Annotated in this window: 20 protein-coding genes; 4 read left to right on the top strand and 16 right to left on the bottom strand. The window is 73.2% G+C overall.

All coding sequences use genetic code 11. From position 1 onward, the window contains the following. Positions 1–42 precede the first annotated feature (42 nt). Positions 43–402 carry a hypothetical protein gene (locus ACLIN4_RS11655; RefSeq protein WP_107478957.1) on the top strand — a complete coding sequence of 120 codons (360 nt, stop codon included), beginning with the start codon at positions 43–45 and terminating at the stop codon, positions 400–402. Positions 403–411: 9 nt separating this feature from the next. Here the strand turns inward: ACLIN4_RS11655 and ACLIN4_RS11660 are convergent, their stop codons facing one another. The 4 genes from ACLIN4_RS11660 to hrcA form a co-directional block, all read right to left on the bottom strand. Next, entirely contained in the window at positions 412–1,161 is a 750-nt protein-coding gene (locus tag ACLIN4_RS11660) for a 16S rRNA (uracil(1498)-N(3))-methyltransferase (protein WP_307652840.1), read from the bottom strand. Beyond that, positions 1,158–2,243 (bottom strand): nitronate monooxygenase, encoded by a 1,086-nt coding sequence (locus ACLIN4_RS11665; RefSeq protein WP_107478959.1) that lies wholly within the window; start codon positions 2,241–2,243, stop codon positions 1,158–1,160. Before ACLIN4_RS11665 ends, ACLIN4_RS11660 begins: the two co-directional genes overlap by 4 nt. 111 nt (positions 2,244–2,354) lie before the next feature. Further along, a complete protein-coding gene (gene dnaJ, locus ACLIN4_RS11670) occupies positions 2,355–3,494 on the bottom strand; it encodes a molecular chaperone DnaJ (protein WP_100046492.1) in 1,140 nt (379 codons plus the stop codon). Next, entirely contained in the window at positions 3,495–4,511 is a 1,017-nt protein-coding gene (gene hrcA, locus ACLIN4_RS11675; RefSeq protein WP_100046491.1) for a heat-inducible transcriptional repressor HrcA, read from the bottom strand. Between the two features lie 163 nt (positions 4,512–4,674). Here hrcA and ACLIN4_RS11680 point away from each other — a divergent pair, with 163 nt between their 5' ends. Then, positions 4,675–5,409, top strand: a complete 735-nt coding sequence (locus ACLIN4_RS11680) for an MBL fold metallo-hydrolase (protein WP_411575745.1) — start codon at positions 4,675–4,677, stop codon at positions 5,407–5,409. Between the two features lie 34 nt (positions 5,410–5,443). Further along, a complete protein-coding gene (locus tag ACLIN4_RS11685; RefSeq protein WP_411575746.1) occupies positions 5,444–6,247 on the top strand; it encodes a DUF3097 domain-containing protein in 804 nt (267 codons plus the stop codon). Between the two features lie 145 nt (positions 6,248–6,392). On the opposite strand, the gene hemW is transcribed toward ACLIN4_RS11685, so the two are convergent. From hemW to lepA, 4 genes are all read right to left on the bottom strand, one after another. Next, on the bottom strand, positions 6,393–7,625 hold the full coding sequence (hemW, locus tag ACLIN4_RS11690; RefSeq protein WP_411575747.1) for a radical SAM family heme chaperone HemW: 1,233 nt from the start codon (positions 7,623–7,625) through the stop codon (positions 6,393–6,395). Positions 7,626–7,728: 103 nt separating this feature from the next. Beyond that, the gene (locus tag ACLIN4_RS11695; protein ID WP_411575748.1) at positions 7,729–9,744 is read right to left on the bottom strand and encodes a SpoIIE family protein phosphatase; all 2,016 of its coding nucleotides are present in this window, start codon (positions 9,742–9,744) and stop codon (positions 7,729–7,731) included. A 197-nt stretch (positions 9,745–9,941) separates the two neighbouring features. Further along, a complete protein-coding gene (locus tag ACLIN4_RS11700) occupies positions 9,942–11,819 on the bottom strand; it encodes an AMP-dependent synthetase/ligase (protein ID WP_100046484.1) in 1,878 nt (625 codons plus the stop codon). Between the two features lie 295 nt (positions 11,820–12,114). Then, positions 12,115–13,983, bottom strand: a complete 1,869-nt coding sequence (gene lepA, locus ACLIN4_RS11705) for a translation elongation factor 4 (RefSeq protein WP_100046483.1) — start codon at positions 13,981–13,983, stop codon at positions 12,115–12,117. Positions 13,984–14,447: 464 nt separating this feature from the next. Between lepA and rpsT the strand changes: the two genes are divergently transcribed. Then, positions 14,448–14,714, top strand: a complete 267-nt coding sequence (gene rpsT, locus ACLIN4_RS11710) for a 30S ribosomal protein S20 (protein ID WP_019326438.1) — start codon at positions 14,448–14,450, stop codon at positions 14,712–14,714. A 199-nt stretch (positions 14,715–14,913) separates the two neighbouring features. On the opposite strand, the gene holA is transcribed toward rpsT, so the two are convergent. The 8 genes from holA to ACLIN4_RS11750 form a co-directional block, all read right to left on the bottom strand. After that, the gene (holA, locus tag ACLIN4_RS11715) at positions 14,914–15,903 is read right to left on the bottom strand and encodes a DNA polymerase III subunit delta (protein WP_179342802.1); all 990 of its coding nucleotides are present in this window, start codon (positions 15,901–15,903) and stop codon (positions 14,914–14,916) included. Between the two features lie 78 nt (positions 15,904–15,981). Continuing rightward, complete coding sequence (locus ACLIN4_RS11720) at positions 15,982–16,227, bottom strand: hypothetical protein (protein WP_107480392.1); 246 nt, start codon at positions 16,225–16,227, stop codon at positions 15,982–15,984. Positions 16,228–16,278: 51 nt separating this feature from the next. Then, a complete protein-coding gene (locus ACLIN4_RS11725) occupies positions 16,279–17,160 on the bottom strand; it encodes a YceI family protein (RefSeq protein WP_107480390.1) in 882 nt (293 codons plus the stop codon). Positions 17,161–17,455: 295 nt separating this feature from the next. Beyond that, positions 17,456–18,283: an arylamine N-acetyltransferase family protein gene (locus tag ACLIN4_RS11730; RefSeq protein WP_411575749.1), complete on the bottom strand. Its 828-nt coding sequence runs from the start codon at positions 18,281–18,283 to the stop codon at positions 17,456–17,458. Between the two features lie 5 nt (positions 18,284–18,288). Beyond that, a complete protein-coding gene (locus tag ACLIN4_RS11735; RefSeq protein ID WP_411575750.1) occupies positions 18,289–21,009 on the bottom strand; it encodes a ComEC/Rec2 family competence protein in 2,721 nt (906 codons plus the stop codon). Then, the gene (locus ACLIN4_RS11740) at positions 21,006–22,163 is read right to left on the bottom strand and encodes a helix-hairpin-helix domain-containing protein (protein WP_411575751.1); all 1,158 of its coding nucleotides are present in this window, start codon (positions 22,161–22,163) and stop codon (positions 21,006–21,008) included. Before ACLIN4_RS11740 ends, ACLIN4_RS11735 begins: the two co-directional genes overlap by 4 nt. Positions 22,164–22,296: 133 nt before the next feature. Next, complete coding sequence (locus tag ACLIN4_RS11745; protein WP_100049150.1) at positions 22,297–23,142, bottom strand: DegV family protein; 846 nt, start codon at positions 23,140–23,142, stop codon at positions 22,297–22,299. Positions 23,143–23,214: 72 nt separating this feature from the next. Then, a complete protein-coding gene (locus tag ACLIN4_RS11750) occupies positions 23,215–23,949 on the bottom strand; it encodes a hypothetical protein (RefSeq protein WP_107479349.1) in 735 nt (244 codons plus the stop codon). Positions 23,950–23,999: the final 50 nt, after the last annotated feature.

The raw sequence follows: 23,999 nt of genomic DNA on the forward strand, positions 1-23,999 counted from the left end.
GGCGGTAGGGCGCATACGGCCACTCCTCACTACCGTGGGCGCATGCGCGACGGACGCCGGCTCAGACGGCTCGTGGTGGACGGAGCGGCCACCGCCTACGTGTGGTCGGTGCGGCACCGGCACAGTGTCACGGGGCCCTGCCAGGAGGTGCTCACCCTGTCCCGGGACGGGACGCGGACCCGTCTGCTGTTCCGGGGCGGCGGGGGACGGCACGTCCCCGACGGTTTCCTGCCCTCGGGCTGTGTGGCGCTGGGCGACGCCGCTCTCAACCTGCACGAACCGGGTGTCGTACGGGCCTTCGTCGACGAGGCGGCCCGGCGCGGGCTGCTGGACCGGTCCGCGGACCTGGACGGCTGGGAGCTGTTCCCGGCCGTGGTCGCCGCCCGCGAGGCGGGCGGCTGACCGGGGCCGTCAGGACCAGCGGCCGGTGCGGGCCAGCAGGACGGCGGTCGCCGCGGTGCCCGCGGTGGAGGTGCGCAGGACGCTGCGTCCCAGGCGGTAGGGCCGGGCGCCGGCCTCGGCGAAGAGCGCCAACTCCTCGGGGGAGACGCCGCCTTCGGGACCGACCACGAGCACGATGTCGCCGCTGGTGGGGAGTTCCGTGGCGGCCAGGGGCTCCTCGCCGCTCTCGTGGAGCACGGCGGCGAAGTCGGCGTCGGCCAGAAGTGAGGCAACCTGCTTGCTCGTCGCCGCGTCCGCGACGTCGGGGAAGCGGACCCGGCGGGACTGCTTGCCGGCCTCGCGGGCCGTCGCCCGCCACTTGCCGAGCGCCTTCAGGCCCCGGTCGCCCTTCCACTGCGTGATGCAGCGGGACGCCGCCCAGGGCACGATCGCGTCGACGCCGACCTCGGTCATCGTCTCGACGGCCAGCTCGCCGCGGTCGCCCTTGGGCAGGGCCTGGACGACGGTGACGCGGGGCTGGTGCGGCGGCTCCTCGTGGACGGTCTCCAGGTCCGTGACGACCAGCCGGTCCTTGCCCTCGGCGGCCTTCACCACGCCCTCGGCCCAGCGTCCGCGTCCGTCGGTGAGGACGACGTCCTCGCCGGCCCGCAGCCGCTTCACGGAGACCGCGTGCCGTCCCTCGGGGCCGTCGAGGACGTACTCCCCTCCGGGCAGGCCCCCCGGCCCGAGGGCGTCGACCACGAACACCGGTGCCGTCATCGGCCCGTACCTCCCGTCGCGAATCCCGACAACGCTGTCCCGGCCGCGGCGAGTTCGGCGGCCAGCACCTCCACCAGCTGCCCGGCGGGCAGCTCCCGCGCCATCCGGTGGCCCTGTCCCGCCCACAGGGCCATGCCCTGGGCGTCGCCCGACTTCGCCGCCGCCTTGCGCAGGGGTGCGGTGAGGTGGTGCACCTCGGGGTAGGCGGCGGGGGCGTACGGGCCGTGCTCGCGCAGGAAGCGGTTGACCAGGCCGCGGGCGGGGCGGCCGGAGAAGGCGCGGGTCAGTTCGGTGCGCACGAACAGGGGGTTGGTCAGGGCCTGCTTGTGCAGGTCGTGCGCGCCGGACTCGGGGGTGGCGAGGAAGGCGGTGCCGAGCTGGGCCGCGCTGGCGCCGGCGGCGAGGACGGCGGCGATCTGGCCGCCGCGCATGATGCCGCCGGCGGCGACGATCGGCAGGCTCACCGCCTCCCGCACCTGGGCGACCAGCGACAGCAGTCCGGTGCCGGTGCCGCCGGTCTCCGGGTTGTCGCGGTGGGTGCCCTGGTGTCCGCCGGCCTCCGTGCCCTGCGCGATCACCGCGTCGGCGCCGGACTGCTCGACGGCCCGGGCCTCGTCCGCGGTGGTCGCGGTGACCAGCGCGAAGGTGCCGACGCGGTGCAGGGAGTCGACGACCTCGCGGCTCGGGACGCCGAAGTGGAACGACACCACCGGCACCGGGTTGTCCAGCAGCACCGCGAGCTTGGTGTCGTAACCGTCGTCCCGGCCGCACTCCGGGTCGCCGAGTTCCGTCTCGTACCAGGCGGCCTCGCCGGCCAGCTGGTGGGCGTAGACGCCGACGGCGGAAGGGTCGGCCGTCTCCGGCTGGGGCATGAAGAGGTTGACGCCGAAGGGGCGGTTCGTCAGCCCCCGCAGCTGCTTGATCTCCTGGTACATCCCGTCCGCGGTCTTGTACCCGGCGGCGAGGAATCCCAGCCCGCCCGCATCGCAGACCGCGGCGGCGAGCTGCGGCACGGAGACGCCGCCCGCCATGGGCGCCTGCACGATCGGGTAGGGGAAGAGATCGGTCAGTGCGGAGGACATGAGCGCATGTTGTCACGTCCTCCGAACAAGTCCGAATCCGGGCTTCCGTCGGCATACGCCAGGAGCATCCGCGTCGCGGAGCCCCTGGCGGCAGACCGTGTCCGGTGCCCGTCAGCGCCCGTTGAAGGCGTCCTTCAGACGCGAGAAGAGGCCCTGCTGACCAGGCTGGAACTGCCCCTGCGGACGCTCCTCGCCGCGCATCTTGGCGAGCTCGCGCAGCACGCGCTCCTGCTCGGGGTCGAGCTTGGTCGGGGTGGTCACCTCGACGTGGACGATCAGGTCGCCCCGGCCGCCGCCGCGCAGGTGGGTGACGCCCCGGCCGTGCAGCGGGATCGACTGGCCGGACTGGGTGCCCGGGCGGATGTCGACCTCCTCCATGCCGTCGAGGGTCTCCAGCGGCACCTTGGTGCCGAGGGCCGCCGCCGTCATGGGGATGGTGACCGTGCAGTGCAGGTCGTCGCCGCGGCGCTGGAAGGTGGAGTGGGGCAGCTCGTGGATCTCGACGTACAGATCACCGGCGGGGCCGCCGCCGGGGCCGACCTCGCCCTCGCCCGCGAGCTGGATGCGGGTGCCGTTGTCGACACCGGCCGGGATCTTCACGGTGAGCGTGCGACGGGAGCGGATGCGGCCGTCGCCCGCGCACTCCGGGCACGGGGTGGGGACCACGGTGCCGAAGCCCTGGCACTGGGGGCACGGGCGGGAGGTCATGACCTGGCCCAGGAAGGACCGGGTGACCTGCGAGACCTCGCCCCGGCCGCGGCACATGTCACACGTCTGGGCGGAGGTGCCCGGGGCCGCGCCCTCGCCGTTGCAGGTGTTGCAGACGACGGCCGTGTCGACCTGGATGTCCTTGGTCGTGCCGAAGGCCGCCTCGTCCAGCTCGACCTCGATGCGGATCATGGCGTCCTGGCCGCGGCGGGTGCGCGAGCGCGGTCCGCGCTGCGACGCCGTGCCGAAGAACGCGTCCATGATGTCCGAGAAGTTCCCGAAGCCGCCCGCGCCGAAGCCGCCGGCTCCGCCACCGCCCGCCGCCTGGGACAGCGGGTCGCCGCCGAGGTCGTAGACCTGCTTCTTCTGCGGGTCCGACAGCACCTCGTAGGCGGCGTTGATCTCCTTGAACCGCTCCTGGGTCTTCGGATCGGGGTTGACGTCCGGGTGCAGCTCGCGCGCGAGCCTCCGGAACGCCTTCTTGATCTCGTCCTGGGAAGCGTCGCGGCGCACGCCGAGTACGGCGTAGTAGTCCGTGGCCACCTACGACTCCGCCAGGATCTGTCCGACGTACCGTGCCACTGCGCGTACCGCTCCCATCGTTCCCGGGTAGTCCATGCGGGTCGGACCGACCACGCCGAGCTTGGCAACCGCCTCGCCGCCCGAACCGTAGCCCACCGACACGACGGACGTGGAGTTGAGTCCTTCGTGGGCGTTCTCATGACCGATACGGACGGTCACGCCCGGATCCTTCGCCTCGCCGAGCAGCTTGAGGAGCACGACCTGCTCCTCCAGCGCCTCGAGCACCGGCCGGATCGTGAGGGGGAAGTCGTGCCCGAAGCGGGTGAGATTGGCGGTGCCGCCGATCATCAGCCGCTCCTCGTTCTCCTCGACCAGCGTCTCCAGGAGAGTGGAGAGCACGGTGGAGACCGTACCCCGGTCCTCGGCCTCGAAGGCCTCCGGGAGGTCCTCGACCAGGCCCGGCACGTCCGCGAAGCGCCGTCCCGCCACCCTGCTGTTGAGCCGAGCGCGCAGGTCCGCGAGGGACGCCTCGCCGAACGGCGCCGGGCAGTCGACCATGCGCTGCTCGACCCGCCCGGTGTCCGTGATCAGCACGAGCATCAGACGCGCGGGCGCGAGCGAGAGCAGCTCGACGTGGCGCACGGTCGAGCGGGTCAGCGACGGGTACTGCACGACGGCGACCTGCCGGGTCAGCTGCGCGAGCAGCCGCACCGTGCGGGCCACGACGTCGTCGAGGTCGACGGCGCCCTCCAGGAAGTTCTGGATGGCGCGCCGCTCGGGCGCGGTCATCGGCTTGACGCCGGCCAGCTTGTCGACGAAGAGCCGGTAGCCCTTGTCGGTCGGGATGCGTCCCGCGCTGGTGTGCGGCTGGGCGATGAACCCCTCGTCCTCCAGGGCCGCCATGTCGTTGCGCACGGTGGCCGGGGAGACGCCGAGGTGGTGCCGCTCGGTGAGGGCCTTGGAGCCGACGGGCTCCTCGGTGCCGACGTAGTCCTGAACGATGGCGCGCAGCACCTTCAGCCTGCGTTCACTGAGCATCGCGCACACCTCCAGAAGTCGTCCGCCCGGTGTTCCCCCTGGCACTCACCGTGTTCGAGTGCCAGACTTCCCCGGCCCAGTGTACGGCCGTGGGGTACGCCCACGGCAAGGCCGGTTCACCGCCGCCGTGCCGTCGGGTGTGCCCACCGATAGCGTCGCGGTCATGAGCGTGATGTGGGAGGACCGGGGGTGGGAGCGGCTGGCGCCCGGGGTGGGCCGGTGCCGGCTCCCGGTGTGGGCCTGCACGGCGGGGCTGGTCGTCGGCGCGGGCGCCGCGCTGCTCGTGGACGCCGGGTCGAGCCTCGGTGAGGGCGCCCGGCTGCGCGCGGCGGCGCAGGCGCTCGCCGGTCACCGTGTGACGCATCTCGCTCTGACCCACCCGCACTTCGACCACGTCTTCGGCGCGGCGGCGTTCGCGGGCGTGGAGGTGTACGGGGCGGTGGGCACCGACGCGTTGTTCGCCCGGGGCGGACACGGGCGGGAGGCGCTCCGCGCGGACGCGGTGGCGGAGGGGCTGGACGCGCGGTCGGCGGAGGAGGCGGCCGACGCGCTGGTCCGCGTCCCGCACGAGGTGTGCGGCGAGTGGACGCTCGACCTGGGCGGCGGCCGGCAGGTCCTGCTGGCCAACGTGGGCCCGGGGCACACCGGCCACGACCTCGCGGTGCTGGTGCCAGGTGAGGTGGAGGTCGTCTTCTGCGGGGATCTGGTCGAGGAGTCCGGCGAGCCGCAGGCGGGCCCCGACGCCGTACCGGCGCACTGGCCGGCCGCGCTGGACCGGCTGCTGGAGCTGGGCGGCGAGGACGCGGTGTACGTGCCCGGTCACGGCGCGGTGGTGGACGCGGCGTTCGTGCGGGCCCAACGGGACGCGCTGGCCGCGCGTTTCGGCGTGTCGCGCTGATCTCGGCGCGTCCGCTCCTCGTATCGTCATCAGAATGCGCCAGTACTCCGCCGACCTGACCCCTCCGTGGAAGAAATCGCAGCCGGTACCGGAGGTTCCGGCCGACCCCGGTCTGGTGGTCGAGGAGCCCGGGACCGGGTTCTGCGGCGCGGTGATCGGCTGCGAGGCCGGCACGGTGACCCTGGAGGACCGCTTCGGCAAGCACCGGGTCTTCCCGATGGAGCCGCGCGGCTTCCTGCTGGAGGGGCGGGTCGTGACCTTGGTGCGGCCGTCGTCCTCCGCTCCCGTGCGGCCCTCCCGTACGGCGTCGGGGTCGGTGGCGGTCCCGGGGGCTCGCGCCCGGGTGGCGCGCGCCGGGCGCATCTACGTCGAGGGGCGGCACGACGCCGAGCTGGTCGAGAAGGTCTGGGGCGACGACCTGCGCATCGAGGGCGTGGTGGTGGAGTACCTGGAGGGCGTCGACGACCTTCCGTCCATCGTCGACGACTTCGCGCCGGGGCCGGACGCTCGGCTGGGGGTCCTGGTGGACCACTTGGTGCCGGGTTCGAAGGAGTGGCGGATCGCGCAGGCGGTGACGAGCGAGCACGCGCTGGTCGTGGGCCACCCCTACATCGACATCTGGGAGGCGGTGAAGCCGTCGTCGCTGGGGATCGAGGGCTGGCCCCGGGTGCCGCGCGGTCAGGACTGGAAGACGGGGGTGTGCCGGGCGCTGGGGTGGCCGACCGAGAACACGGGGGCGGTGTGGCAGGCGATTCTGGCGCGGGTGGGGTCGTACAAGGACCTGGAGCCGGAGTTGCTGGGGCGGGTGGAGGAGCTGATCGACTTCGTGACGGCGTGAGGTGGATCCAGCCCCTCGGGCGTCAGGCGATTCCGGCCCCTCCGGCGTGAGGTGATTCCCCCCTCTCCGGCGTTTGAGGAGCGGGGGTCCGGGGGCAGCCCCCTCCCCGGGGACGGGAAGGGGCGGCGGGGCGAGAACAATCCGGTCAGTCCACCAGATCCCGCACCACCGCGTCCGCCAGCAGCCGCCCGCGCAGGGTGAGCACCGCGCGGCCGTCGTCGTAGGGCTGCTCCTGGAGAAGCCCGTCGGACAGCGCCCGGCGCGACGCCGCGAGCCCCGCCTCCCGCAGCAGGGACAGCGGGACGCCTTCCCGCAGGCGCAGCTCCAGCAGGATGCGCTCCACCCGCCGGTCCTCGTCCGTCAGGAGCTCGCGTCCGGCGCCCGGCGACTTCCCGGCCGTCAGCGCCCCCGCGTACGCCCCCGGGTGCTTCACGTTCCACCAGCGCACCCCGCCCACGTGGGAGTGGGCTCCCGGCCCCGCGCCCCACCAGTCGGCGCCCCGCCAGTACAGCTCGTTGTGCAGGCAGCGGCCCGCGTCGGAGGTGGCCCAGTTGGACACCTCGTACCAGTCGAAGCCCGCCGCCGACAGGGTCTCCTCGGCGATCAGGTACCGGTCGGCGTGGACGTCGTCGTCGGTCATGGGGACCTCGCCGCGCCGGATGCGGCGGGCGAGCTGGGTGCCCTCCTCGACGATCAGGGCGTACGCCGAGACGTGGTCGGGTCCGGCGCCGAGGGCCGCGTCCAGGGAGGCGCGCCAGTCGTCGTCGCTCTCGCCGGGGGTGCCGTAGATCAGGTCCAGGTTGACGTGGTCGAAGCCGGCCGCGCGGGCCTCGGCGACGCAGGCCTCGGGGCGGCCGGGAGTGTGGGTGCGGTCCAGGATCTTCAGGACGTGCTGCTTGGCGCTCTGCATGCCGAAGGAGATCCGGTTGAAGCCACCCTCGCGGAGGGTGGCGAGGTAGGCCGGGTCGACCGACTCCGGGTTGGCCTCCGTCGTGATCTCCGCGTCCGGCGCGAGGCCGAACTCGTCGCGGATCGCGTGCAGCATCCGCACCAGGTCGCCGGCGGCCAGCAGGGTGGGCGTACCGCCGCCGACGAAGACCGTGCGGACCTGGCGGGGGTCGTCGCCGAGCACCTTGCGGGCGAGGCGGATCTCGTCGGTCAGCGTCTCGGCGTAGTTGTCGCGGGAGGCGAGGACGCCGCCGGTGCCGCGCAGCTCGGTCGCGGTGTAGGTGTTGAAGTCGCAGTAGCCGCAGCGGGTCGCGCAGTACGGGACGTGCAGGTAGAAGCCGAGGGGGCGGTCGGCGGCGCCGGCGAGCGCGGACGCCGGGAGGGCACCGTCGGCGGGGACGGGCTCGCCGTCGGGGAGTGCGGAGGGCATGCGTTCCATTGTCCCGTACGGCGGCTGTTGCTCGGTTGCCCCGCCCGGCTTGCTCGGCTTGCTCGGGCTGCTCGGGCTGCTCGGGCTGCTCGGGCTACCCGGCCTACTCGGCCTGGAGGACCAGCAGCGCCAGGTCGTCCTCCGGGGGCCGCGCCCCGAACTCGTGCACCAGCCGCCTGATCCGCTCGGCGACCAGCCCGGCGTCCAGGCCCGCGCACCCGGCGAGGGCCGTGGCCAGCCCGTCCCCGTCGTCGAACTGGCGGGAGCCGCTGCGCCGCTCGGTGACCCCGTCCGTGACGCAGAGGAGGGTGTCGCCGGAGCACAGCTCGAAGGTCTCGCTCGTGTACGTCGCGTCCTCGACGACGCCGAGCAGGGTCTGCGGTTCGGCGACCGTGCGGACGGCGCCGTCCGGGCCGAGGAGGAGGGGCAGCGGATGCCCGGCGGAGGCGAGGGTGCAGCGGACGCCGCCGTCGTGCGGGACCAGCTCGCCGTAGAGCAGGGACAGGAAGCGGGTCTGCGGTCCGTCGCCCGGGGCAACCGGTGGGCCGCCTGCGGCGACCAGGGCGCGGGCGGCGGCGTCGGCGGCCTCGGTGGCGTCGTCGAGGAGGAGCTGGTTGAGGCGGTCCAGGACGTCGGGGACGCCGTACTCCTCGCGGGCCAGCAAGCGCAGCCAGGGCCGGGCGAGCCCGATGACGACGGCGGCCTCGGGACCCTTGCCCTGGACGTCTCCGACGGCGAAGCACCAGCGGCCGTCGCCGGCCGGGAAGAGGTCGTAGAAGTCGCCGCTGGGGCCGCCCTTGTCGCACGGTTCGTAGACGAGGGCGCTGCGCACGCCGGGGATCTCGGCGACGGCGCCGGGCAGCAGGCCGCGCTGGAGGACGGCGCTGATGGTGGCCTGGCGGGCGTACTGACGGGCGGCGCCGATGGCGAGCGCCACGCGGCGGCTGAGGTCCTCCACCAGGCCGGTGATCTCGTCGGGGAAGCCGGCGGTACCGGTCCGTCCGATCACCAGGGTGCCGAGCGGCCGGCCCCCGGCGACCAGGCGGTAGGCGAGCGCGGCGCCGTGGACACCGTCCGGGCCCAGCGCCTCGCCGGGCCAGGGGTGGGCGACGGGCCCGGAGCGCCACGGGTCGCGCGGGCGGGGAGGGTCCTTCTCCAGGGCGCGGCGCAGTTCCTCGATGTGGCTCTCGCTGCCGTGCCAGACGCCGCCCAGCCGTGCCCCGACGACCGCCCCCGGGGCGTCGCTCCAGGCTCCCCGGCCCAGGGACTCGTCCTCCAGCCACACCGCGCACCAGTCGGCGAGCCGCGGCACGATCAGCTGACCGGTGAGGGAGGCGACCAGGTCCTCGTCGAGCTGCCCGGCCAGCAGGTCGGAGGCCTCGGCGAGGAAGGACAGGGCACCGCGGCCCAGCCACTCGCGGTCACGGATGCCGCGCCGGCCGGGCCCGCTCTCGTGCTCGGGCGGTGGTCCGTACGGGGACCCGGTGAACCGCGGGTCGCGTTCCTCCGCGTACGCCTCGGTCCGCGCGGCGGTCCACACCGTGTCCGCCTCGGTCCGCGCGGCGATCCGCACCGCGTCCGCCTCCTCCGCGGCTTCCGTCGTCTCCGCCGCCTCGGCACCCGCGGCGCGCAGCCGTGCCCAGACCGTCTTGGTGCCCGGGCGGTACGTGATGCCCCAGGCCTCCGCGAGCGCGGCGACGAGCCGCAGGCCCCTGCCGTACTCGGGAGTCTCCTGCGGCGTCTCCTGGTCGCCGCTCCTCGGCGCCCGGGAGGGGTGGTGGTCCGTGACCTCGACGACGAGGGTGCCCGTCTGCTCCAGCCGGCAGACCACCTCGACGTCGGTGCCGGCGTGCACGACGGCGTTGGTGACCAGTTCGCTGACGGCCACCAGGGCGTCGGCGGCGAGGTGCTCGGTCAGCTGGTCCGTGCCGGGCAGGCCGAGCGCGGACCAGTCGGCCAGCGCGGCCCGCACCATCGCACGGGCCGCACCCGGCGCCAGGGAGCTGCCGAGCAGGGTCACGCGCGCCCGCGCGCACTCCTGGACGGACGCGCCGGCAAGGTGCGCGGGCGCACCGGTGGCGCGGGAGACGATCTCCCGTTGCGTCGGAATGGCCCCCATGGACGGCTCCCCGGGCAGTGCGTGCGCATGCTTCGCAGTCAATGCCGACAGAGTGACAGACCGGCCCCGCCCATAAGCGCGGAGTTACCGAAGTGGGCCGCCATGGGTGAGATCCGTGGTAGGCGAATGCTCGAAGACGGCCGGAAGCCGGACGGTTTCGGGCATTCGCCGTACGGATCACGACGTTCGCGCCCGGGCTACGCCTCCCGCGACCCCTCGTACATCTCCTCGATCAGGTGCTTGTACTCCCGCTCGACGACCGGCCGCTTCAGCTTCAGGCTCGGCGTGATCTCGCCGTGCTCGACGTCCAGGTCACGGGGCAGCAGGCGGAACTTCTTGATGGTCTGCCAGCGCTGGAGGCCCTCGTTGAGCTGCTTGACGTAGCCGTCGACCATCTCGACGGTCGCGGGGGCCGCGACGATCTCCGCGTACGGCTTGCCCGCCAGCCCGTTCTCCTTCGCCCACTGCGTGATGGCGATCTCGTCGAGGGCGATCAGCGCGGTGCAGAAGTTCCGGTCGGCGCCGTGGACCAGGATGTTGGAGACGTACGGACAGACCGCCTTGAACTGGCCCTCGACCTCGGCGGGCGCGATGTACTTGCCGCCCGAGGTCTTGATGAGGTCCTTCTTGCGGTCGGTGATGCGCAGGTAGCCGTCGGGCGAGAGCTCGCCGATGTCGCCGGTGTGGAACCAGCCGTCGGACTCCAGCACCTCGGCGGTCTTCTCGGGCAGCTTGTGGTAGCCCTCCATGATGCCGGGGCCGCGCAGCAGGATCTCGCCGTCGTCGGCGATGCGCACCTCGGTGCCGGGCAGCGGCTTGCCGACCGTGCCGGTGCGGTAGGCCTCGCCGGGGTTGACGAAGGAGGCGGCGGAGGACTCGGTGAGGCCGTAGCCCTCCAGGATGTGGATGCCGGCGCCGGCGAAGAAGTAGCCGATGTCGGGGGCGAGGGCGGCCGACCCGGAGACGCAGGCGCGCAGGTTGCCGCCGAAGGCCTCGCGGATCTTGGCGTAGACGAGCTTGTCGGCGACGGCGTGCTTGGTGCGCAGGCCGGCGGGGGCGCTCGCGGTGCCGGTGCGCTTGAAGTTGTCCTGGGTGACCTTGGCGTACTCGCGGGCCACGTCGGCCGCCCACTGGAAGATCTTGTACTTGGCCCCGCCGCCCGCGCGGGCCTTGGCGGCGACGCCGTTGTAGACCTTCTCGAAGATGCGGGGCACGGCCGCCATGTAGGTCGGCTGGACCACCGGCAGGTTCTCGATGATCTTGTCGACGCGGCCGTCGACGGCGGTGACGTGACCGGCCTCGATCTGGCCGGAGGTGAGCACCTTGCCGAAGACGTGCGCGAGCGGCAGCCACAGGTACTGCACGTCGTCCTTGGTGACCAGGCCGGTCGCCGCGATCGCCTTCGCCATGTACGACCAGTTGTCGTGCGGGAGGCGGACGCCCTTGGGCCGGCCGGTGGTGCCGGAGGTGTAGATGAGGGTGGCGAGCTGGTCCTTGGTGAGCGCGCCGACCCGCTTCTTGACCAGCTCGGGGTCCTGCTCCAGGCGGGCGGCGCCCCGGCGCTCCAGCTCGTCGAGGGTGAGGACCCAGTCCTCGGAGGTGTCGGCACCGGTCGCGTCGATCACCACGACGTGGGTGAGGTCGGGCAGCTCGGCCCGCTTCTCCCTGGCCTTGGCGAGCTGCGCGGCGTCCTCCGCGATCAGCACCCGGCTCTCGGAGTCGGAGAGGATGTACGCCGACTCGTCGGCGTTGGTCTGCGGGTAGACGGTGGTCGTCGCGGCGCCGGCGCACATGATGCCGAGGTCGGCCAGGATCCACTCCAGGCGGGTGGAGGAGGCGAGGGCCACGCGCTGCTCGGGCTGCACGCCCAGCTCGATCAGACCGGCCGCGATCGCGTAGACCCGCTCGGCGGCCTGCGCCCAGGTCAGCGACTTCCAGTCGTCCGGTCCCTCACCCGAGGCGGACGGCACCGGGTAGCGGTACGCCTCGGCGTCCGGCGTGGCCGCCACCCGCTCCAGGAAGAGCCCCGCCACGGAGGGCGGACGGTTCTCGATCAGTGTCTGTGTGTCGCTCACGACATCCTCCGTGGGCCCGCGACGGTGCGGCTTGCTCAGGTGCGGCTGGATTCACTCTCGGGCGGTGGTCGGGCAGGGGCTCGGACAGTTGCCCGATCACTTGTTTAACTCACGAGTAACTACGGGGCAGGCATCAGAGTAGAGGGCGAGTGGCCTCGGCGTAAGAGTCCGCACCCTGTCACTTCCTACAGATGCGCGCGCGTGACATGCGAAGAGACCCGCCGCACTTTCGTACGACGGGCCCCTTCGTGACCGATTTGCCCGGACTCGGCGTGCGGCGGGTGCGGTGCGGCGGCTACTTCTTGCCCTTGCCCGACCCCGCGTTGTCGTCGCTCGACAGCACCGCGATGAAGGCCTCCTGCGGAACCTCCACGGAACCCACCATCTTCATCCGCTTCTTGCCTTCCTTCTGCTTCTCCAGCAGCTTCCGCTTACGGGAGATGTCACCGCCGTAGCACTTGGCGAGGACGTCCTTGCGGATGGCGCGGATGGTCTCGCGGGCGATCACCCGGGAGCCGATGGCGGCCTGGACGGGCACCTCGAAGGCCTGGCGCGGGATCAGCTCCTTGAGCTTGGCGACGAGCCGGACGCCGTACGCGTACGCCTGGTCCTTGTGGGTGATCGCCGAGAAGGCGTCCACCTTGTCGCCGTGCAGCAGGATGTCGACCTTGACCAGGCTGGAGGTCTGCTCGCCGGTGGGCTCGTAGTCCAGGGAGGCGTAGCCGCGGGTCTTGGACTTCAGCTGGTCGAAGAAGTCGAAGACGATCTCCGCGAGCGGGAGGGTGTAGCGGATCTCCACCCGGTCCTCGGAGAGGTAGTCCATGCCGAGGAGGGTGCCGCGCCGGGTCTGGCACAGCTCCATGATCGCGCCGATGAACTCGGTCGGAGCCAGGATCGTGGCGCGCACGACCGGCTCGTAGACCTCGTTGATCTTGCCCTCGGGGAACTCGCTCGGGTTGGTGACCTCGACCTCGGTGCCGTCCTCCATGACCACGCGGTAGATCACGTTGGGCGCGGTGGCGATCAGGTCGAGGCCGAACTCGCGCTCCAGCCGCTCGCGGATCACGTCGAGGTGGAGCAGACCGAGGAAGCCGACGCGGAAGCCGAAGCCGAGGGCGGCGGAGGTCTCGGGCTCGTAGACCAGGGCGGCGTCGTTGAGCTGGAGCTTGTCCAGGGCCTCGCGCAGCAGCGGGTAGTCGGAGCCGTCCAGCGGATACAGGCCGGAGAAGACCATCGGCCTGGGGTCCTTGTAGCCGCCGAGCGCCTCCTCGGCGCCCTTGTGCTGGCTGGTGACCGTGTCACCGACCTTGGACTGGCGGACGTCCTTCACGCCGGTGATCAGGTAACCCACCTCGCCGACGCCCAGACCGTCGGCGGAGAGCATCTCCGGCGAGTTGGTGCCGATCTCCAGCAGCTCGTGCGTGGCGCCGGTGGACATCATCCGGATGCGCTCGCGCTTGTTGAGCTGACCGTCGATGACACGGACGTACGTCACGACACCGCGGTAGGAGTCGTAGACCGAGTCGAAGATCATCGCGCGGGCGGGGGCGTCCTTGACGCCGACCGGGGCGGGGACCTCGGCGACGACCTTGTCCAGCAGGGCGTCGACGCCGAGGCCGGTCTTGGCGGAGACCTTGAGCACGTCTTCGGGGTCGCAGCCGACCAGGTTGGCGAGCTCCTCGGAGAACTTCTCGGGCTGCGCGGCCGGCAGGTCGATCTTGTTCAGCACGGGGATGATCGTGAGGTCGTTCTCCATCGCCAGGTAGAGGTTGGCGAGGGTCTGGGCCTCGATGCCCTGGGCTGCGTCGACGAGGAGGATGGTGCCCTCGCAGGCGGCGAGCGACCGCGAGACCTCGTAGGTGAAGTCGACGTGCCCCGGGGTGTCGATCATGTTGAGGATGTGCGTGTTGCCCTCGTCGTGGGACGGGGCCCACGGAAGTCGCACCGCCTGGGACTTGATCGTGATGCCGCGCTCGCGCTCGATGTCCATGCGGTCGAGGTACTGGGCGCGCATCTGCCGCTGCTCGACCACACCGGTCAGCTGGAGCATCCGGTCGGCGAGCGTGGACTTGCCGTGGTCGATGTGCGCGATGATGCAGAAATTGCGGATCAGAGCCGGGTCGGTACGGCTCGGCTCGGGCACATGGCTAGGGATCGCGGGCACGCAGGGTCCTGATTCTTGAGGCGTCCGCAGTGTCTGCGGTCTCGGGTCGGATCTATACGTAGCTTCCATCGTCCCACGGGTGCGGGGCTGGGATGGGTTTGGGAGGGGTTGCGGGCGGGATCGGGGGCGGCTGGAGGCCGGTGGGGGGCGGGTGGCGGGCTGGTGAGGGGGCGGGTGGCGGGCTGGTGAGGGGGCGGGTCCGGCAGGGTTGGGGGGCGGATCCGGCAGGGTTGGGGCAGGGTTTGCGGTCGGCTCCGGGAGGGTTCGGGGCCTGCTCCGGGAGGGTTCGGGGCCGGGTTGCGGGCCCGGTGCGTGGTCGGCTCCGGCCGGGTTTGGGCGGGCTGAGCGGCCGCTGGTAGTGTGGGGGGCTGTGTCTCATGCCCTCTCAGCGCGAGGCACTCCTTCAAGAAATCACCGGCACGGGACCCTCGCGGCCTCGTGCCTGAACCTGCAAAGGCTCATTCGTGGCGAACATCAAGTCCCAGATCAAGCGGAACAAGACCAACGAGAAGGCCCGGCTGCGCAACAAGGCCGTCAAGTCCTCTCTGAAGACCGCGATCCGCAAGGCTCGTGAGGCCGCTGCCGCGGGCGACGTCGAGAAGGCCACCGAGTACCAGCGCGTTGCTGCGCGCCAGCTCGACAAGGCCGTCTCCAAGGGCGTCATCCACAAGAACCAGGCCGCCAACAAGAAGTCGGCCCTGGCGCAGAAGGTCGGCGCCCTCAAGGGCTGAACCTCTTATCTGATCTGATCGCCGGAAGGACCCAGGGCGGGCCCTCTCTCATCCGCCCCCGTCCGGCACCCAGGATCCATGCGCGGCCTGCGTTCGCCACGCGGGCATGGATCCGCGAGCTTTGTCCGAAGGCCCCGGTGACCGTCCTTCCCCAGGACGGACGCCGGGGCCTTCGGTGTGAGCGGCCGTCCGACCCGGGTTACGCGCGTCCCCGGGAACGCGCCGCCCGCGCGATGGTCACCACGCACTTCTCCAGGGCGTACTCGGGGTCGTCCCCGGCGCCCTTCACCCCCGCGTCGGCCTCGGCCACCGCGCGCAGGGCCACGGACACGCCGTCCGGGGTCCAGCCGCGCATCTGCTGCCGGACGCGGTCGATCTTCCACGGCGGCATGCCCAGCTCGCGGGCGAGGTCGGCGGGGCGTCCGCCGCGGGCGGAGGAGAGCTTTCCGATGGCCCGCACGCCCTGGGCGAGCGCGCTGGTGATCAGCACCGGTGCCACTCCCGTCGCCAGCGACCAGCGCAGCGCCTCCAGGGCCTCCGCCGCCCGTCCCTCGACCGCCCGGTCGGCGACGGTGAAGCTGGACGCCTCGGCCCGTCCGGTGTAGTACCGCCCGACGACGGCCTCGTCGATCGTCCCCTCGATGTCGGCCGTCAGCTGCGACACCGCCGAGGCCAGCTCGCGCAGGTCGCTGCCGATCGCGTCGACCAGGGCCTGGCAGGCCTCGGGGGTGGCCGACCGTCCGGCGGCGCGGAACTCCGCCCGCACGAAGGCGAGCCGGTCCGCGGGCTTCGTCATCTTGGCGCACGCCACCTCGCGCGCGCCCGCTTTGCGCGCGGCGTCCAGCAGGCCCTTGCCCTTGGCACCGCCCGCGTGCAGCAGGACGAGGGTGATCTCCTCGGCGGGGGCGCCCAGGTAGGACTTGACGTCCTTGACCGTGTCGGCGGACAGGTCCTGCGCGTTGCGTACGACCACGACCTTGCGCTCGGCGAAGAGCGAGGGGCTGGTGAGCTCGGCGAGGGTGCCGGGCTGCAACTGGTCGGAGGTCAGATCGCGTACGTCCGTGTCGGCGTCGGCGGCCTTCGCGGCGGCCACCACCTCCTGCACGGCACGGTCGAGCAGGAGGTCCTCCTGGCCCACGGCAAGGGTCACCGGGGCGAGAGGGTCGTCATTCGCAGTCTTCCTGGCCATCGCGACAAGCATCGCACGCACCGCTGACAACGACCCCCGGCGGGCGTCCCGGCGCGGACGGGAGCCACCGGTCAGGCCCTACGGCTCCTCGCGCCAGCCCTCCCACTCCCCCGCGAACTCGTCGAGCTCCCCGGGGTCCAGGCGCTCCTCCTCGTCACGCAGTACGACGAGCCACTGGGCGTCCTCGGCGTCGTCCTCGCCGGCCAGGGCGTCCCGGACCAGCAGGGGCTCCTCGTCGAGGCCGAACCGCTCCCCCAGCGCCTGGGCCACCTCCTCGGCGGCGTCGCGGTCGGGCAGCACCAGCACATGTCTCACGTCACTCACGGGTGCCATTGTCGGACACCGGGCGGGAGCCGGAGCGCGAGGTCCGGGAGATCAGCCCTTGGGCACGATCTGCACGTCGAGCTCGATCCGGATGCTGGGGCCGACGACGGCGATGCCGCGCGCCAGCATCGTCTGCCAGCTGACCGTGAAGTCGTCGCGGTGCAGCTCGGTGGTGGCACGGCAGGCCGCCCGCGTCTCGCCCTCCATGCCGTTGCCGAGGCCGAGGTACTCGGCGTCCAGCGTGACCGTGCGGGTCACCCCGTGCAGGGACAGCGCCCCCGTCACCGCCCACCGGTTGCCGCCCCGGTGCGTGAACCTGTCGCTGTAGAACTCCAGCGTCGGGAACCGCTGCACGTCCAGGAAGTCAGCGGACCGCAGGTGGTCGTCGCGCATCTTCACGTTGGTGTCGATGGACGCCGCGTCGATCACCACGTGCATCGCCGACTGCTCCATGTCCTCGCCGATGCGCACCGCGCCGGCGAACGCGTTGAAGCGGCCGTGGATGCGGGCGAGCCCGATGTGTCGCGCGGTGAACGCGATCGAGGAGTGCGTCGGCTCGATCTCCCAGTCCCCCGGCGCCGGCAGCTGCGGGGGCTGGGCCACCTGCAGGGTCACGTCGCCGAGCGACACCAGCGCGTCCTCGGTGACCGTCGCGGACGCCCGGTAGGGCGTGTAACCCTCGGCGGACACGGCGAGCCGGTACTCCCCCGCGGGCACCGTCGCCACGAACGACCCGAAGGGGTCCGTCCCGCCCCCGACCACCTTGCGCCCCATGGTGTCGCTGACCGCGAACTCGGCGTTCGGCACCGGCTCGTTGACGGGGTCGAGGACCCGGCAGCTGAGTACTCCCGCGTTCGGCGGAGTCGGTACCGCAGCGAGGGGCCCCGTCCGTTGCATCCGCTTCGTTCGGCTTCCCAGCAAGCGGCCGATCATCTGCGACACCCTCTGCGAGACATTGACAAAATTCGTTGACGAAGAAACATTCGATCACTGATGGGGCTTTCGAGGCAAGACTGACCCACATCACGGGAAACCAGCACATGTGCAGGGAGTACGCACGAGTGGCCCGGAAGTCGGCCGATTTCACCGATCCCGGCCCGATTCCTCACGGGCGGCACCCGGCTACGTCACCGGCCGGCCCCGTCTCCTCATCGGCGGGCCCGGCCTCATCGCCGGGCCCGGTCTTCTCATCGGCGGGGCCGGTCTCCTCGTCGAGGGCCCTGTCCCGTCATCCGCCGGGTGCTGCCGGCACCTCGTCGAGGTGGACGCGGAAGCGGTCCCGGTACGCCGCCAGCACCTCCTCGTCCGTCGCCAGTTCGCGTTCCTCCCGTCCGCCGTCGGGGGTGGTCGTCGTGAGCCTGCGCCCGCTGAGCGTGATCCTTCCTCCGTCTTCCGTGAGCCGCGAGCACACCGGCGACCGCAGGAAGTGCGACCGCGGCGAGGTGCTGTGCCACCACGCGCCGGACACGAAGTCGCCGAGCACCCTCGGGCGCAGCTCCACCCGGTACACGGCCTGGCCGTCGCGCAGCACGTCCAGGTCGGCCGCCCGGGCCGTGTCGTGCCCGCCGCGCACCCCGGCCTCGTCCGGTCCCGCCTCGACGATCCGGAACGTCCCCCCGGGGTCCTCCTGCTCACCCCGCTCCCCGAACTCCAGCGGACCGTGGCTGTGCGCCCCGAACCCGACGTCCGCCAGCCAGTCGCCCCCGTCCACCGTCCGCACGAGCAGCGCCAGATGGTCGTACGGAATCCCGAGCGCTCCCCCCTCCCCGTACACCCGCGCCGCGAGCAGCGTGACCTCGTACCCGAGCGCGGTCAGCAACGCACCGAAGAGACCGTTGAGTTCGTAGCAGAAACCGCCTCGCCGCGCCCCCACGACCTTGTCCAGCAGCCGCTCCTCCTGCAACACGATCTCCTCGCCCAGATGGACGGAGAGGTTCTCGAACGGCACCGTCCGCAAGTGACGCAGGTGCAGTTCGCGCAAGGCGTCGAGGGTGGGCCACGCCGGGTACTCGGCTCCCAGCCGGCGGAGGTAGGCGTCGACCTGTGGTGTGTCCATGGCCCTCAGTCTCCCGCCACCCGCAGCGCCTCGCCCGTGCCGGTGACCGCCAGCGGCCCGTCCCGGTCCGTACGCAGCACCAACGCGCCGCCGGACCGCAGCGCCTGGACGGTGGCGGGCGCCGGGTGCCCGTACGTGTTGTCCTCACCGCAGCTGATGAGCGCCACCCGCGGGGCCACCTTCCGCATGAGGCCGGGATCCTGGTGGGCGGAGCCGTGGTGAGCCACCTTCAGGACGTCGACCCCTTCCAGCGCCGCGGCCGCCGGTGAACTCGCCAGCCGTTGCTGCGCCGGGGGTTCCAGGTCCCCGAGCAGCAGCAGACGCAGCCCGGCCGTCCGCACCAGCAGGGTGACGCTGGCGTCGTTGGGCCCTTCCGCGCCCTCCGGTGGGGCCGGTCGCGGACCCGACGGCGAGCCCGGCACCGCGCGCGACGGTGCCGACGGTGTCGGTCCTGGTGGCGGCGGTGGCCACACCACCTGCCAGGACAGCGGTCCGGTCCGCCGCCGTTCCCCGGCGGCGGCGTGCCGCAGGGGAATCCGCCGGGCCGCCGCCTGCCTGCGGACGAACTCGGCCTGGTCCTCGGGCTCTTCGAGGGCAGTGGTCTCGATCGCCCCCACCGAGCGCCCCCGCAGCACCCCGGGAAGCCCCGCCACGTGGTCGGCGTGGAAGTGGGTCAGCACCACGAGCGGAATCCGCGTGACGCCGAGCGAGCGCAGACAGTGGTCGACCAGCGCCGGGTCGGGCCCGGCGTCCACGACCACGCCCGTGCCCCCGCCCGCCGCCAGCACCAGCGCGTCGCCCTGTCCCACGTCGCACATCACCATCCGCCAGCCCTGCGGCGGCCACCCCTTGATCACCCGGGCCAAGGGCGGCGGCTGCACCACCGCCAGCACCAGCACCACCGCGACGACACCGCACCACCAGGGATGCGCCGACAGGCGCCGGCCCAGGAACACCACCCCCAGCGTGACCAGCGCGAGCAGCGCCGCCCCGGCCCAACTGCCCGGCCAGTCCACTCCCGCACCGGGCAGCGCGGCGCCGGTGCGGGCGATCGCCGCGATCCACTCGGCCGGCCAGCCTCCGCACCAGGCCAGTCCCTCGGCCACCGGCATGGCAGCCGGTGCCGTCGCCAGCGCGGCGAAACCCAGCACCGTGGCCGGCGCCACCGCGAACTCGGCGAGCAGGTTGCACGGCACCGCGACCAGGCTCACCCGCGCCGACAGCACGGCGACGACCGGCGCGCACAGGGCCTGCGCCGCACCGGCGGCGGCCAGCGCCTCGGCGAGCCGCGGCGGAACCCCCCGCCGGCGCAACGCCGCGCTCCACCGCGGGGCGAGCGTGAGCAGCGCCCCGGTGGCCAGCACGGAGAGCAGGAAGCCGTAACTGCGGGCCAGCCACGGGTCGTACAGCACCAGCAGCAGCACGGCCGTCGCCAGCGCCGGGAGCAGGGATCTGCGGCGCCCGGTGGCCAGGGCGAGCAGGGCGACGGCACCGCACGCTGCGGCCCGCAGCACGCTCGGGTCGGGACGGCACACGACGACGAAGGCCAGCGCGAGCACCCCGCCGAGCAGCGCGGTCGTCCGCAGGGAGATGCCGAGGCGCGGTGCCAGCCCCCGGCGTTCGCTGCGCTGGGCCAGTCCGGGCGGTCCGAGCAGCAGGGCGAGCACGATCGTGAAGTTGGCTCCGGACACGGCCAGCGTGTGCGCGAGGTCGGTCTCCTTGAACGCCTCCTCCAGTTCGGGTGTGATGCGCGAGGTGTCCCCGACGACCAGCCCCGGCAGCAGGGCCCGCGCGTCCGCCGACAGGCCGTCGGTGGCCTCCCGCAGACCGGCCCGCAGCCGTCCCGCGAGCCGCTGCGCGCCCGACGGCCCGGCCACCGCCTCCGGTGCCTTCCCGTCGCCCCGTACCCGCAGCACGGCCGCGACGCGGTCCCCGCGCGTCCTCGGGGGCGCCGCGCGGGCGGTGACCCGGAGCCGTGTGGTGGGCAGCAGTTCCAGCCAGTGCGCGCTGCCGTGACCGGCACGGGCGTTCGGCACGTCGCCCGGGGCGCGCGGTGGGGCCGGTCCCTGTTCCCTCGCGCCCCCTCGGTCCGACTCTTCGTCCCCGCCCACGTCGACGAGCATCAGCACCGGCGTCCGTGTCAGCACCTCCCTTCCGCCGGCCTCGGTCACCCGTCGTACGTCGCCCTCGATCAACACGGTGGGCGGCACGGCGCGGTTGCCCCGGACTCGGGGCCGGGTGAGGCGGGGGTCGGCGGTGACCTCGACCTCCGCGGTGACGGTGGCGTACCGCCGGGCCAGCTCCGGTACGGGCCCGCGGCGCAGGTCGGCGCCGTGCAGTCCGGCCGAGGCCGCGGACGCGGCGACGCAGAGGAGAACGGCGGCGACCGACGCGCGCGGCCGTCCGCGCGCGGGACTCGGTCTCCCCGCCCTCAGCAGCAGTGCGCCTGCCACGACCAGACCGACCGTCACGGTGCCCACGGCCCACCCGGCGGGCGCGTCCAGCATCAGCGCCGCCGTGGCCCAGGCGGCGAGGGCGGGCGCCACCAACCGCAGATCCGCGGGCCCTTCCTGCCGGGGGTGGGCCGCCCCGAGCCGGTGCCCGGACGCGGCGTGCACGGCCGCGCGCACAGGCGCCGTCCCGTCGGACGAGGACCGCTGCGTGGCCCTCCGCCCGGCGTCCGTACCGCTGTCGGCACCCGTCTGCGCGTCCGTCCCGGTGCTCATGGCCGCACGAGGTTCCGCAGGTCGGCGAAGCGGCGTTCGCCGATGCCGTTGACCTCGCGCAGTTCGTCGACCGAGCGGAAGCCTCCGTGCCGGGCGCGGTAGTCGATGATGTGCTGGGCCAGCACCGGGCCGACGCCCGGGAGGGTGTCGAGCTGGTCGGCGGTCGCCGTGTTGAGGGAGACCGGCGCCGCGGGTGCCGCTCCCGCGGCCGCACCACCCGGGCCGCCCGGGGCGGTACCGCCGGGGACGGCCCCCGCGGCCTGTGCGGGGGCGCCGACGATCACCTGCTCACCGTCCACGAGGAAGCGAGCGCGGTTCAGCCCGTCGGTCCTGGTGCCTGGCCGCACACCTCCGGCGGCGCGCAGGGCGTCCGCGACCCGCGAACCGGCCGGCAGGCGGTGGACCCCGGGCTCGCGCACCTTGCCGCCGACGTCGACCACGATCTCGGCCCCGGCCGTCGCCGTCGCCGTGCCCTCGGCCGGACCCTCGGCAGCCGCGTCGTCGTCGGCCGCCTCGTCGCCCCCGTCGGCACCGTACGCCGCCGCCTCCCGTACCACCTCGGGCGCCGGCACGGGCTGGGTGCGGCCGGTCCAGAAGTGCTGCACGGCGAAGACCGCCGCGACGACGAGCAGCACCGTGAGCGCGGCGGCGCTGCGCCGTTCCATCCCGCACCGCGCCTGCAGCCACACCGGCATCCGCTCCCGCAGCGCATGCCCGGCGCGTTCCCGCCAGGTGGCCGCGTCGACGCCCACGGCCCCCACGGCGCCCAGACCGTCCGATGGCCCCACACCGCCCACGGCACCGACTCCGCCACCCGCGGCATCGGCGACGTGCGCGGCGTCGACGGCGACCGGTCCGGCCTCTGCCCGCCCGCGTTCGCCCGCCTGCCGCTCCTCGGCGGGCGGACCCTTCCCCGACTCGCCCCGCGGGCCGGGACGTTCGCCGAAGATGGCCTCCGCGCGGAGACGGAGGTCGTCCGCGGGCACGCGACGGCGTCCGTGCCGTGCCCGGCCGGGCGGGCCGGAGCTGCAGCGGGTGCGGGAGCGGGAGCCGGTACGGGATGCGCGGCGGTGGCGAAGCCGGCCGTCGGAGGCCGGTTCGCGGCCGGGGCCGCTGGTCGCGTTCGCTGTACGTGAGCGTGATCGAAGAGTCATGCGAGGAGGATCGGACACCTCACCCCACCCGCGATGATCTTGCTCGTTCTCCGGGGACTACTCGCGGGTTGTGGACAACTGCGTCCCTCACCCGAGTGACATGACGGACCTCACCGGGGCAGCCGGCGCCGCCTCACCGCGACGAGACCACGACCCCCAGCAACCCCGGCCCCGTATGCGCCCCGATCACCGCACCGACCTCGCTCACGTGCAGGTCTGCCAGTCCCGGCACCCGGTCCCGCAGACGCTCCGCCAGGGCCGACGCCCGGTCGGGGGCGGCGAGGTGGTGGACGGCGATGTCGACGGGTGCGCTGCCCGCGCGGTCGGCGACGATCTCCTCCAGCCGCGCGATGGCCCTGGACGCCGTGCGCACCTTCTCCAGGGGCTCGATGCGGCCACCGTCCAGCCGCAGCAGCGGCTTCACCGCGAGCGCGGATCCGAACAGCGCCTGGGCGGCCCCGATCCGGCCGCCCCGGCGCAGGTAGTCGAGGGTGTCGACGTAGAAGTACGCGGAGGTGCCCGCGGCCCGCTTCTCGGCGGCCGTAACGGCCTCGTCCACCGTGCCGCCCGTCTCCGCGGCCTCCGCCGCGGCGAGCGCGCAGAACCCGAGGGCCATCGCGATCATGCCGGTGTCCACGACCCGCACCGGGACCGGTGCCTCACGCGCGGCGACGACGGCCGCGTCGTGCGTGCCCGAGAGTTCCGCGGAGAGGTGGAGGGAAACGATGCCGTCGGCGCCGGACTCGGCGATCCGGCGGTAGGTCTCGGCGAAGAGCTCGGGGGCGGGCCGGGAGGTGGTGACGGGCCGCCGTTTCTGCAGGGCCTGGGCCAGCGAGCGGGTCGAGATCTCGGTGCCCTCTTCCAGTGCCCGGTCGCCGAGGACGACGGTCAGGGGTACCGCGGTGATGCCGTGCCGCTCCATCGCCCGGGCCGGGAGGTAGGCCGTTGAATCCGTGACGATCGCGACATGGCGGGACATGAGCTGGAGGTTACCTGCCGTAGCGCCCATCCGGCAGCCCGGCCCCGACGACCGGCGCCCACCGGGCTGTGATCAGGTCGTGTTCTCCGGGCGGGCCTTCTTCTGCCACGGGTACACGGGGCTCGGAGCGGGTGGGTCGATGGCGGACCGCGTCGGCTCCTTGGCCGGCTCGGGCCGCGGGTCCTTCGGCCAACTCTGCGAGGCGGGCGGGGCGTCGGCGGCCGGCGCCTCCGGCCAGGACGGCGGTGCGGCGGCGGGCTCCGTCTCGGTCCAGTGCCGCAGGGCGCCTGCCTCGACGTCGATCTGTGCGCTCAGCGAGTCCAGGTCGTCGTCGGCGAAGCGGCGGGCCCGGTCGCGGGCCGCCCAGCGCAGGGACTCGGCGGAGCGGGTGATGCGCTCGGTGCGTTCCCGCAGCTCGGGCAGGCGCTGGGCGAGCGTGGCGCGGTCGGGCTCGGACTCCAGCCGCCTGAGCTCGCCGTCCAGCTCGAAACCGTGCGCGCTGAGCCGCTCGAACAGGGCGAGCGACTCCTTGAGGGACTCGTCCTCGGCCACGCGCGCGTGCAGCGCGTCCTGCGTGGCCCGCATCGACGTGCGCAGGGTCAGCCGCAGCTGGGCCAGCTCGGCCGCCGGACCCACCTGGACGAGGGACTTGGCCCGCAGGGTGTGGTCCTCGACGGTCCGGCGGGCCTGGGTGATGCCGCGGTCCACGCTGCGCTTGGCCGCGCCGACGGCCTTGACCGTGGCGTAGACCCCCAGCACGACGGCGAGCAGGAAGAGCAGGGCGAATACCGTGATCACTGCTTCCACGAAGCTCCTCCTCCGAGCGTCCGGCCCGCGCACCGGCGGACCACGGCGCT

Origin of the sequence: Streptomyces mutabilis (assembly GCF_046628145.1) — a bacterium.
Taxonomy (GTDB): domain Bacteria; phylum Actinomycetota; class Actinomycetes; order Streptomycetales; family Streptomycetaceae; genus Streptomyces; species Streptomyces mutabilis.

Excerpts from the sequence above, each read along its gene's own strand:
- ACLIN4_RS11685 (WP_411575746.1), top strand. The coding sequence starts at position 5,444 with ATGCGCCAGTACTCCGCCGACCTGACCCCTCCGTGGAAGAAATCGCAG.
- ACLIN4_RS11680 (WP_411575745.1), top strand. The coding sequence starts at position 4,675 with ATGAGCGTGATGTGGGAGGACCGGGGGTGGGAGCGGCTGGCGCCCGGG.
- ACLIN4_RS11695 (WP_411575748.1), bottom strand. The coding sequence starts at position 9,744 with ATGGGGGCCATTCCGACGCAACGGGAGATCGTCTCCCGCGCCACCGGT.
- hrcA (WP_100046491.1), bottom strand. The coding sequence starts at position 4,511 with ATGCTCAGTGAACGCAGGCTGAAGGTGCTGCGCGCCATCGTTCAGGAC.
- ACLIN4_RS11725 (WP_107480390.1), bottom strand. The coding sequence starts at position 17,160 with ATGATCGGCCGCTTGCTGGGAAGCCGAACGAAGCGGATGCAACGGACG.
- ACLIN4_RS11730 (WP_411575749.1), bottom strand. The coding sequence starts at position 18,283 with ATGGACACACCACAGGTCGACGCCTACCTCCGCCGGCTGGGAGCCGAG.
- ACLIN4_RS11655 (WP_107478957.1), top strand. The coding sequence starts at position 43 with ATGCGCGACGGACGCCGGCTCAGACGGCTCGTGGTGGACGGAGCGGCC.
- ACLIN4_RS11740 (WP_411575751.1), bottom strand. The coding sequence starts at position 22,163 with ATGACTCTTCGATCACGCTCACGTACAGCGAACGCGACCAGCGGCCCC.
- holA (WP_179342802.1), bottom strand. The coding sequence starts at position 15,903 with ATGGCCAGGAAGACTGCGAATGACGACCCTCTCGCCCCGGTGACCCTT.
- ACLIN4_RS11660 (WP_307652840.1), bottom strand. The coding sequence starts at position 1,161 with ATGACGGCACCGGTGTTCGTGGTCGACGCCCTCGGGCCGGGGGGCCTG.
- ACLIN4_RS11745 (WP_100049150.1), bottom strand. The coding sequence starts at position 23,142 with ATGTCCCGCCATGTCGCGATCGTCACGGATTCAACGGCCTACCTCCCG.
- ACLIN4_RS11665 (WP_107478959.1), bottom strand. The coding sequence starts at position 2,243 with ATGTCCTCCGCACTGACCGATCTCTTCCCCTACCCGATCGTGCAGGCG.
- hemW (WP_411575747.1), bottom strand. The coding sequence starts at position 7,625 with ATGCCCTCCGCACTCCCCGACGGCGAGCCCGTCCCCGCCGACGGTGCC.
- ACLIN4_RS11735 (WP_411575750.1), bottom strand. The coding sequence starts at position 21,009 with ATGAGCACCGGGACGGACGCGCAGACGGGTGCCGACAGCGGTACGGAC.